Annotated in this window: 9 protein-coding genes; 6 read left to right on the top strand and 3 right to left on the bottom strand. The window is 48.8% G+C overall.

Going from position 1 to position 10333, the window contains the following annotated elements; translation table 11 throughout:
• Together tnpA and T497_RS0111440 are read right to left on the bottom strand one after the other, a co-directional pair.
• Positions 1–171, bottom strand: a 171-nt coding sequence (tnpA, locus tag T497_RS16695) for an IS200/IS605 family transposase (protein ID WP_037324698.1), incomplete at its 3' end; no start/stop codon positions are given.
• A gap of 177 nt (positions 172–348) precedes the next feature.
• Positions 349–1644: a hypothetical protein gene (locus T497_RS0111440; RefSeq protein WP_028515733.1), complete on the bottom strand. Its 1296-nt coding sequence runs from the start codon at positions 1642–1644 to the stop codon at positions 349–351.
• A gap of 200 nt (positions 1645–1844) precedes the next feature.
• On the opposite strand from T497_RS0111440, the gene T497_RS0111435 reads away from it, so the two are divergent.
• The 6 genes from T497_RS0111435 (at position 1845) to T497_RS16690 (ending at position 9928) form a co-directional block, all read left to right on the top strand.
• Positions 1845–4262, top strand: a complete 2418-nt coding sequence (locus tag T497_RS0111435; RefSeq protein WP_028515732.1) for an ABC transporter permease — start codon at positions 1845–1847, stop codon at positions 4260–4262.
• Between the two features lie 13 nt (positions 4263–4275).
• Positions 4276–5034, top strand: a complete 759-nt coding sequence (locus tag T497_RS0111430) for an ABC transporter ATP-binding protein (RefSeq protein WP_028515731.1) — start codon at positions 4276–4278, stop codon at positions 5032–5034.
• A gap of 10 nt (positions 5035–5044) precedes the next feature.
• Positions 5045–6490 (top strand): C45 family autoproteolytic acyltransferase/hydolase, encoded by a 1446-nt coding sequence (locus tag T497_RS0111425; protein WP_028515730.1) that lies wholly within the window; start codon positions 5045–5047, stop codon positions 6488–6490.
• A gap of 25 nt (positions 6491–6515) precedes the next feature.
• Entirely contained in the window at positions 6516–7196 is a 681-nt protein-coding gene (locus T497_RS0111420) for a response regulator transcription factor (RefSeq protein ID WP_028515729.1), read from the top strand.
• Positions 7193–8497 (top strand): sensor histidine kinase, encoded by a 1305-nt coding sequence (locus tag T497_RS0111415; RefSeq protein WP_028515728.1) that lies wholly within the window; start codon positions 7193–7195, stop codon positions 8495–8497. Before T497_RS0111420 ends, T497_RS0111415 begins: the two co-directional genes overlap by 4 nt.
• Before the next feature lie 543 nt (positions 8498–9040).
• Positions 9041–9928 (top strand): M15 family metallopeptidase, encoded by an 888-nt coding sequence (locus T497_RS16690; RefSeq protein WP_051530638.1) that lies wholly within the window; start codon positions 9041–9043, stop codon positions 9926–9928.
• Positions 9929–10165: 237 nt separating this feature from the next.
• On the opposite strand, the gene T497_RS16685 is transcribed toward T497_RS16690, so the two are convergent.
• A partial coding sequence (locus tag T497_RS16685; RefSeq protein WP_037325006.1) for a transposase occupies positions 10166–10333 on the bottom strand: 168 nt, incomplete at its 5' end.

Below are 10333 nucleotides of genomic sequence, written 5' to 3'. Positions count from 1 at the left end.
TGCTTCTATTATTTCTACTCCTTTTTGTTCACATAACCTTCTTAGTATCTTTCCTATATCAGTTTTTATCTGACTATAAATCACCATTCGTCTATACTTCGGTGCAAACACTATATGATACTTGCAATTCCACTTGGAATGTGCTAAACTATTTATATCGTCTCGTTTCATGACGATACCTCCTTTGTTATTTTCAGTTTGGTTGGCAGACCATTACCATTATAACATGGGAGGTTTTCTTTTTCTACTCATAGCTAAAGCTTCTTTGAACCCCTGGCAGAGCCAGGGGTTTTCGGAATACAAAAAAACAGCCGTGAAACATAGATTCACGGCTGTCTTGTGTTATTTTCAGTTTTTAGAGGCTTCCTTATACTTGCCGCTGCCTACGTTCTTTACGGTATCTGCGGTAACGTCGTTATCCTGACCAAGGACGTAATAGGACTTCTTAACCTTTTCCTTGACCTGCTTTTCGTAATCGCTCTTGTCGGTGAGCTGTCCGTTCACCTTGTAGATGACCTCAGCATTTTCGTCCTGCTTCTTGCTGTTCTCGGTATTTCCGTAGCTGAACAGCTCCGAGAACTTGTAATTGCCCTCTGTATCGAAGCTGTAAACGCTGCCTGCGGTATAGCTTGGATTATCAACAAGGGAGATGAGCTCCTTGCTGTCGGGAGCAAAGCCGATAGTGCCGTCTGTACCGAATGAGCCAACAGGCACTGTACAGCCGTTCCATGAGTATATATCAACATATGGAGCGTAATGATATCCGCCCGAAACAAAAAGCTCTGGAATATCGTCGCCGTTTATATCATAGAGAGAGAAGTGGTTATCGTCGTTTGCCTTCTTATATTTAAGGTAATCGTTGAGCACAGCCTCATAGCCCTTTTCCCAGCTTTCCGTATCGCCGAGAGCTGCGTCAATGGTAGCGTCGTCAAAGCCGAAATCCAAGCCCATGCTCTTGATAACGCCTGATATGTAGTGTGTGTACTCCTCGTCGTACTTATCATCTGTAACAGGCACGCCGTCGACCTTAGCAGCGCTGGCTGAACGCTGGAACGAGCCCACATTAGCCATCATGCCGCTCTTTATGCGGTAGAGCTGAATGTTCTGCACCTGTATTTCGTCACGGAGACGAACAGCCGTCAGCAGGCTTCTGTCCATAACGTATGAGAGCTGGTCGCAGCCTGTCATCGGCTCAAACTCAGTGTAAACACTTTCGCTGAGAGTTTTTACGAGGAAAGTCTTGTCACCGTAGCCGCCGTATGATATGATAAGCTCGGGTACATGGTCGTCGTTTATATCATAAACGGTGAAGCGGGCGTCGTCGCTGAACTTATCGGACTTCTTGAAGTCCTCCAGTGCAGAGCGGTATATCTTGTCCCAGCTCACATTTGCAACGGAGCTCATATCGGTCTTTTCGCCGCTGACCAGTATCTCCGAGGGATCGCTCTCCAGATTCGGATCGGTTGGAGCGTTGTTCACAGTAGTTCCCTCCTGTGAGCCGCTGCCTGTATCAGCCTCGGTAGTCACCTCCGAGCCTGTATTATTACCTGAAACAGCGGACTGAGAGTCACTGCTGCCTGTATTTTTTGATGAACAGCCGCATAAAAGTGCGGTCATGCAAAGAATAGCCATGAACTTTTTCATGCTCTTGCCTCCGTAATGAGATTATCTTGTTTTTCCGATGTTCTGTACATCGTACAAGTTGATTATATCACAAATCGCCGCAAATGTCATCACACTTATTGCGATTTTCGTCAATTTTTCATTTTTCTTACTTTTTTAAAGACTTTTTAAACTATAATATGTTATCATAGTATCAGACGAACACCGCAAAGGAGATAGCTATGTTTTTTAAAATGCTGAAAAGTGACCTTAAACGCAAAAAAGGTCTGAATGTGATACTGTTCATATTCATATGTGTAGCTTCGATACTTGTTTTTTCAGGTTCGGTGCAGATATTCTCCAATTTCACCCGCGGAGCCACTGCAAAGCGGCTGTGTAAAAGCTCCGATACCCAGTTCTGGATGCTTTCCGAGCGATTCAACGAAGGAGAACTCAGCGACAGGATATCCGAGGCTCTCAAAAAAGAGCCCGATGTCACCGGCTGGAGCACGACCAAGATAGCAAAGATATCCGAAACTGCCATTGAGTACCCCCACAATGACCTCCACGAGAACAGGTATATGTTCATGATGAAGTTTCAGGGGCTCACCACCATGCCGCGGGAGCATGACCTTGTATACGACCTCAGCGACAAGCCATTCTACGTGCCCAACGGCTGTATCGCCATACCTATCGAGGTGCAGTCCACATTAGGCGTCAAAGTCGGCGACAAGGTAAAATACACCAAGCCGACAGGCGAGGTCTATGAGCTGGAGATATGCTGCATATTCAAGGACAATATGGACAGCAGCGTTGTGAGATACATCGTTTCCGACGCTGATTATGAAGTCCTTACCAAAAACCATATCCGCTCCTACATCGTATACAATATACAGATGAAGGATCCTACCGAGAACAGTATAGCCGGCCTGAAAGAAAGGCTGTACAAGCAGGACGTCCCCGTGCTCAGCATTATGTCCAGCTCAAGCATGAGCGACGATGTGATATTCATGGAGATAATCTCGGTATTTGTGATAATAGTCAGCGTTTTCCTCATACTGATAATCTTTATGACCATACGCTTCACCATGATAGCCGACCTCAAGAACGAGGAAAAGGAAATAGGCATGATGAAGGCTCTGGGCGTGGATTCATTCAGCTTCCGCTGGCTCTTTGCCGCTAAGTACATAGCCTTTGCCATAATCGGCGGCATTGTGGGAATAATCGCAGGTCTGCCCATTGCAGGAGCATTTATAAATATGTTCGGTCCCGACTGCATACTCCCCGAGCGCTGGCAGATGATACTCATCGGCGTGATATCCGTTATCGCCATAATCATAATGATGATAGCGTTCTCACTCATCGTAATGCGCAGGATAAACAAGATATCCGTAATAGACGCCATTCACGGCGAGAACCGCGGCGAGCGTTTCAGCAAGCGCTTCCCCATGTTCCTCCACAGAAGAAAGAAAATGTCCGTGCCCTTTTTCATTGCACTGACGGATATACTCATGCGCTTCAAGCGCTATATCTTCCTGCTCATATCCTATTCCCTCGGAATAGTGATAGTGCTTCTCGGATTCAACGTCCGAAACAGCGTAATAAATCCCAAATACACCTCCTACTGGCTGTACAACAACCTTGATTTCTCTATCCGCTGGAACGAAGAGCTTCAGAACGATATATTCAACGAAGCCCAGAACACAGGCGTTTATTTTGCCGATATAGTAAACAAGAGGCTTGCCGACGCCGATATTCCTGCGCATTTAGACTCGATGTACACAACCAGAGGCTATATGAAAATAGACAGCAAGGAAAAATTCTTTGATATACTCTGGAAAAAGGGCGAAGTAGAGAAAAAAATATACCGCAAGGGCGGAAAAGTGCCAAAGCTTGCCAACGAAGCCGCAATGAGCGCCTATACCGCAGGAAAGCTCGGCATAAACGTAGGCGATGTGATAAAGGTATTCATACAAGAGAACAACGAAGACAAAACAGGCTACGTTGAGAACGAAAGAGAGTTAGTTATAACAGCCCTGATAGATTACATGGAGAACGGAGACCCCATTATCATCATGGGCAGCGAATATGAGGACGGCTTCAGGTCGTACAATACATTCACAGGCTACACCATTGACGCACCCGAAGATGAAAAGCCTGCCGTAATAGCTCGGATGAAGGAGCTTTTCGGCAGTGAACAGGTCGTTGACGGCAAACAGGATCTTAAAAACTCGGTAAAGCAATTCGACACACTGTTCATTCTGTTTGAATACGTGGTAGGCGGAGCTATAGTGCTGATACTCGTACTCATAACCTACCTTTACATGAGTATTTTCGTTGCAGAGGAGGTTCCCGAGACCGCACTGCTCAAGAGCCTCGGATTCCGCAATATCTCCATAAAGGCATGGTATCTGCTTAGAATGGTGATACTTCTTGTATTGTCCATAGCTCTGGGAGAACTGTATCTGTGGACACTGGGCACGATATTCTTCGGAAGCTTCATGACGCAGTACGAGGTAACAGGTATGAAGCTCTATTTCGAGTTCCCTGTGAGCTTCATAGTGATACCGCTGATAATCACGTCGGCAGTGCTCTTCACGACCATAATCAATCTCAGAAACATAAAACACATCGGTATCTGGAAGATATCCGAGGAATAACGGAGGCGTTCAGATGAACAAAGTCTTACAGGTAAAGGACCTGTGCAAAACATATATAATCAAGAAAAACAGCAACAACGTGCTGAGAAATATAAACTTCGAGCTTGACGAGGGCGAATTCGTCACCGTCATGGGACCGAGCGGAAGCGGCAAGTCCACCCTGCTCTACACCGTCAGCGGCATGGACGAGATGACCTCGGGCAAGGTCAATTTCAACGGACGTGATATAAGCTCCCTCAACAAAAAGGAGATGTCGAAGCTCCGCCTTACTGAAATGGGCTTCATCTTCCAGCAGATGTACATGATGAAGAAGCTCTGCGTGTTCGATAATATCGTGCTCCCCGCCTATCAGTCGGGAATGTCGAGAAGCGAAGCCAACAAACGTGCCGAGTCCCTTATGCGCAGGCTGGATATCATAGAGACTGCCGAGCATGAGGTGAACGAGGTCTCAGGCGGACAGCTCCAGAGAGCCTGCCTTTGCAGAGCCCTCATAAACGAGCCCAAGGTCATATTCGCAGACGAGCCCACAGGCGCCCTCAACTCAAAGGCTGCGGCAGACGTAATGCGCGAGCTTGTGGCTGCAAACCGCGACGGCACAAGCATAATGATGGTAACTCACAGCATAAAGGTAGCAGCCATGAGCGACAAGGTGCTGTATCTCATGGACGGCGACATACAGGGCGAAATAGAGCTTGGCAAGCTCACAGACGAGACCGAGCTCTCAGGCAGGGAGCGCCGTCTGGGCAGCTGGCTCATGGAGCGCGGCTGGTAAGGAGCGTAATATGAAAAAGAACAGATTCTTCCCTATCCTTGCTGCCGCCGCCCTGACATTATCGGCAGCCGCAGGCTGCGGACGCAAAGGCTATGACGATTTCTCATTCCCCGAGCAGGGACCGAGCACTCTCCGTCCCCTATCCGACATTTACATCGACAATCACTATGAGGGTACAGCTCCCACAAAGGAAAAGACAGTCAAGACCGTGAAAAGCGACGACGATCTCTGCGTTATCGAGTGCAAGGGCAGCTATTTCGACGTAACTCTCGACTATGAAAAGGGCACTCCCCAACAGGTGGGAGCAGCCTACGGCAAGACCATTCTTCTTGCATATCCCGATTACAGCGAAATGTGCGAGGGCTACCTCTACGAGAACATAAAAGCCGCCTTTTCTCATCTCAACGGCGATTATTCGGGCATAAAAAAGCGCACCGACGCCTTTTACAGCGCTCTCCCCGAAAACTACAGGCAGGAGCTTGACGGCTTTGCAGGCGCAATAAGCGGCGATTCCGAGGGCTTCACCGAGGACGGGATCATCAGCTGCGACGAAGCCAAACTTTTGCAGTTTGTACCCGATGTACTCAGAAATACCGCCTGCAGCGCTCTCTCCGCCAACGGAAACGCCACAGCTTCGGGCGAGCGCATCACCGCCCGTCTCCTTGAATGGCAGCTTGGCACCGAAAATCAGATATGCAAAGCCCACACCCTTGTGCATATGAAGAACGGCGAAAAGAGCTTCACTTCCCTGTCATATCTGGGATTTCTCACCATACTCACCGCCGTCAACAACGACGGAGTAATGCTGGGAGAGCTTGACGTGGGCAGCGGTTATATGGTAAAATATACCTGTGAAAACAAGACCAGCTATACCTACGGCATAAGATATGCCCTTGAGAACTTCACCACTGCAAGAGACGCCGCGGAGTACCTCACGGAAAACGCCTACAGCTATCCCTACAGCGTCAACGTTCTTGCCACAGACAAAAACGAGGCTCTCGTTGCGGAGCTCTTTACGGTCCGCGATGACCAGAAGCCCGAGCCCAGCGACGATCCCGATGAAGAGGAAATAAAGATAATCGGCACTCCCCTGATACGTGACAGCTCTTCCGAGCTCCACAGGCAGTACACATGGGAGGACAGCAATTACATCTGCGCAGTCAACTGCTTCGTAACAACGCAGAACCTCATGGATATAGATCAGGATGAAAACAACCTCATCAGGTGGCAGCGCTACAAGGATCTATTCTGCGGCAAAAAGGATATCACCCTTGACCGCTTCAAGGAGCTCATGACCTGCGAGAAAACCGACAACGACCTTGACCGCATACGCAGTGACGGACTGGTGCATATGTTCATCGCAGACTACTCCACCGAGACAATGCAGGCTGTACTTACAGGCGCAGACGGCGTGGAGGACTCACCCGAGTTCATAGACTTAGGCAGCTGGAAATGATACTTACCAAAGGACATGAAAACCTATGACCGACATTCTTATTATCGAAGACGATCCCGAGCTCGGTCAGCTCGTACATGATTTTATAATAAAAGAGGGCTTCTCGGTAAGGCTTTGCGAAGCTGCCGAGGAAGCCCTTGTGCTGCTTAATGAGGAGGATTTCCGACTGGTGCTGCTGGACGTTATGCTCCCACGTATGAACGGCTACGAGACCTGCACTGCCATACGCAGCAGCCGCGATATACCAATACTTATGATGAGCGCCATAACCGACGAGGACAGCAAGCTCCTCGGCTATGAAACAGGCGCTGACGACTACATCGACAAGCCCTTTTCGGTGAAGGTGCTGACCGCCAAGATAAAGGCTCTCATTAAGCGCAAATCCTCCGATACAGAAAGCAGTACCGTCAGCTGCTGCGGCATAGTCCTCGATCCGAATTCCCGTATAGTAACCCGTAACGGCAAGGAGCTGAAGCTCAACGCCAAGGAGTTCGAGCTGCTCCGCTATCTCATGGAGCACAAGGGCGAAGCCGTCAGCAAGGAACAGCTTTTCAACGCCGTATGGGGCACGGACTGCTTCACCGAGCCAAGCACCGTCAGCGTTCATATACGCTGGCTCCGCGAAAAACTGGAACAGGATCCAAATTCCCCACAGCTCATACGTACCGTGTGGAAGGTGGGCTACAAATTCGGTGACAGCCCATGAAAAAGTTTATCCGCTTACTGATGATAATAACCGCGGTATTCGCGGTGCTGATAATCGGCTTCAATATCGGGTTCGGAAATGTCATGAGAAATCAGCTGAAAAGCCGTAATGTTGCCGTCAACAGGATAAACCAAGAGATATCCGACGCTGCCGCTGAAAGCGAAGCTTCTCCCGAGAAGATAATCGCAGATAGGACTGAGCAATGGAAAAAGACCTACGGCAGCAGCGTTCCCGAGAGCATAGTCTTTATCCCGTTGAATAACAGTGACCGCGTGTTTTATGCCGCCGTTGACAAAAGGTGCGCGGTTTGCAGTATCTACGGCAAAGACGAACAGCTCGCAGGCTTTGTAAAGTACACCTGCTCCGACAGCATCTTTCAGCGCATAAAGCTTGCAGTGAATATCATGCTTGCGGTGTGCTTTGCACTTCTCACAGGAGCTGTACTGTTCATTCACTTTGCCGTATTCAAGCCCTTCCGCAGGCTTTCCGAATATCCCGAGAGACTGGCGCGGCTCCGCGATATACAGAAGCTCCCCGAGACAAAGAGCCGATATTTCGGCAAATATATCTGGGGCATGAATATGCTTACGGACGTCCTTGCAGCCAGCAGCCACAGGATACATATACTGGAGGGCGAGCACCAGAAGCTTGTCAGCTCCATAGCTCACGGCGTAAAGACTCCCGTGGCGAATATACGTCTTTACACCGACGCAGTGAGGACGGGACTTTACTCCGATACGGGAATGTCCTCGGATATAGCCGACAAGATAGACAGCAACACCGCCAAGATAGAGTCCATGGCGGCAGAGCTTATGACCGCTTCCGAGGCAACAAACGACGGCTATGACTTTGAAAAGAGCTTATTTCCTCTTTCGGAGCTTGCAGACCTTATCCGCAGCGAATATACGGACAGAATGGCGCTTCTGCGCATACCGTTTACAGTGGAGTGCGAGGGCTCCCCTATCATGGAAAGCGACAAGTACGCCCTGTACCGCGCTGTGAGCCAGCTCCTTGAAAATGCGCTGAAATACGGCGACGGCAGCGGCATAACGGTGAAGCTTATGAAGCAGGACGAGGCATTCTGCATATCCGTCCGCGACAAGGGCGAGCTGCTCTCCGAGAACGAGCTGCCCTACGTATTCAGAAGCTACTGGCGCGGCTCAAACGCCGCAGACAAAAGCGGCTGCGGCATAGGACTTTACGTCGTCCACGAGACCGCAAAAGCACTGGGCGGCAGCGTCCATGTGCGCCGTATCGAGGAGACCTCGGAAATGGAGTTCGTGATTTTTATAGAGCAGTAAAAAAAGCCATAAGGGTTTACCTTATGGTTTTTTAGTTATTAGTTATCAGTGCATAGTGATTAGTAATTAGTGAGTAGTGAGTAGAAAGTAGTAGGGGCGGATATTATCCGCCCGTGAATAACGAAATAACTTCAAACAGCCATGTGTAGGGGGCGATGCCCACATCGCCCCGTGTGTATTCGGTACAATTGGTCGGGCTGATGTGGGTGACTCCCTACAGTGTAGGGAGATGTCAGCAAAGCTGACAGAGGGTACGGGTGCTTGTTAAGCATCAGCCCCTACAAATCGGTAATCGAACTTTTATCTCGAATTACGGGCGAACACTGTTCGCCCCTACAAGCTAACGGCTAATTCTCAATTCAAAACACTGTATTGACAGCAGAAAAAGAATGTGCTAATATAGAAATGTAAAGTGAAATTTGTCAAAATAATAAAATATCTGTCGAACCGTAACACTTGGACTTCCCTGCCCGATTGTTTTTTATGACAGCAAAAAACGCGCAGACGCGCTGAGTATTTCTTCTGCGCAGAAGGAGGATAAAAATGAAAAGGATATCAAAGATAACTCTCATATTAATGGCAGCCGCTTCAATGACAGCCTGCGGCAAGGTCGGCGAGCGTTCAAGCCTCCCTATCCCGCAGCAGCCTGCGGCAACTGTCACCGAAGCAGCCACAGGCACATCTGCCGAAGAGTCCACAACTGCCTCTGATACCACAACTACCGCAGCTGCTGACAGCTCCGAGACTGTGACCACAACAAGCGCAGACACCGAAGCTGCTACAGAAGCTCCTGATGCAAATACTGCAACAGGCAGCTCTGATAATACCGCAGCCGCACCTGCTCAGCAGCAGAGCGCTCAGACTTCCTCATCAAGCGATAATTACGGACCTGCACCTGTGCAGTATGATATCCCCGGTCTCACCTACATAAACGGTGTGCTCATTGCAAACAAGAGCTACAGCCTGCCTGCGGACTTTGCTCCGGGACTTGACTCCACCTGCTATAATCAGTTCTGCAAGCTTTCAAGCGCAGCCGCTCAGGAGGGACTTAACATCTACCTTTCATCGGGATTCCGCTCATATGATTATCAGGCTCAGATATACAACAACTACTGCGCCCGTGACGGACAAGCCGCCGCAGATACATATTCCGCACGTCCGGGATACTCCGAGCACCAGACAGGACTTGCTATCGATGTAAACCAGATAGATGACAGCTTTATCGGAACTCCCGAGGCTATATGGCTTGAGAACCACTGCCACGAATTCGGATTCATACTCCGCTACCCACAGGGCAAGCAGGACATCACAGGCTATCAGTACGAATCATGGCATATCCGCTATGTAGGAACAGACCTTGCAACTCAGATACACGCCAGCGGACTCACACTTGAAGAATACTTCGGAATCGATTCTTACTATCACTCCTGAAATTGCGTATAAGCGCAAAGTTGAGAATTGAGAGTTGATAGTATCGCCTGCGGCGATATGATTTAGATAACGTGAGCGAAACGAACACATAAACTCGCAGCTCTATCAATCAAAACCACCCGTAAAACGGGTGGTTTGAGGAAGCCCTAGAAGGGCTTGATACGGACACTGCCCCTTAAGTGGGCTGAGAAAGGTCTGCCAACTGCATTTCATTCTCAGCTCCCCCTTAAGGGGTTTTTACTTCTTCTTATACTTTTCTCCAGTGAACGGGTCTGTTGTTTCAAACAAACTTAACTGGTCTGTCATAATATCTTCTTGCAGCTGGTTCTTTATATACTCTTCAATTTTCTTAGCATTCTTTCCTACTGTATCAACATAATATCCTGTACACCAGAAATGTCTGTT

The sequence above is a fragment of the Ruminococcus flavefaciens MA2007 genome, assembly GCF_000621845.1.
Classification (GTDB): Bacteria; Bacillota; Clostridia; order Oscillospirales; family Ruminococcaceae; genus Ruminococcus; species Ruminococcus flavefaciens_E.
Note: the sequence above shows the minus strand (reverse complement) of the source record. Positions and strands in the feature narration are given on the sequence as shown.

Coding starts and splice junctions, on each gene's coding strand:
- T497_RS0111440 (WP_028515733.1), bottom strand. CDS start 1,644: ATGAAAAAGTTCATGGCTATTCTTTGCATGACCGCACTTTTATGCGGC.
- T497_RS0111435 (WP_028515732.1), top strand. CDS start 1,845: ATGTTTTTTAAAATGCTGAAAAGTGACCTTAAACGCAAAAAAGGTCTG.
- T497_RS0111430 (WP_028515731.1), top strand. CDS start 4,276: ATGAACAAAGTCTTACAGGTAAAGGACCTGTGCAAAACATATATAATC.
- T497_RS0111425 (WP_028515730.1), top strand. CDS start 5,045: ATGAAAAAGAACAGATTCTTCCCTATCCTTGCTGCCGCCGCCCTGACA.
- T497_RS0111420 (WP_028515729.1), top strand. CDS start 6,516: ATGACCGACATTCTTATTATCGAAGACGATCCCGAGCTCGGTCAGCTC.
- T497_RS0111415 (WP_028515728.1), top strand. CDS start 7,193: ATGAAAAAGTTTATCCGCTTACTGATGATAATAACCGCGGTATTCGCG.
- T497_RS16690 (WP_051530638.1), top strand. CDS start 9,041: ATGAAAAGGATATCAAAGATAACTCTCATATTAATGGCAGCCGCTTCA.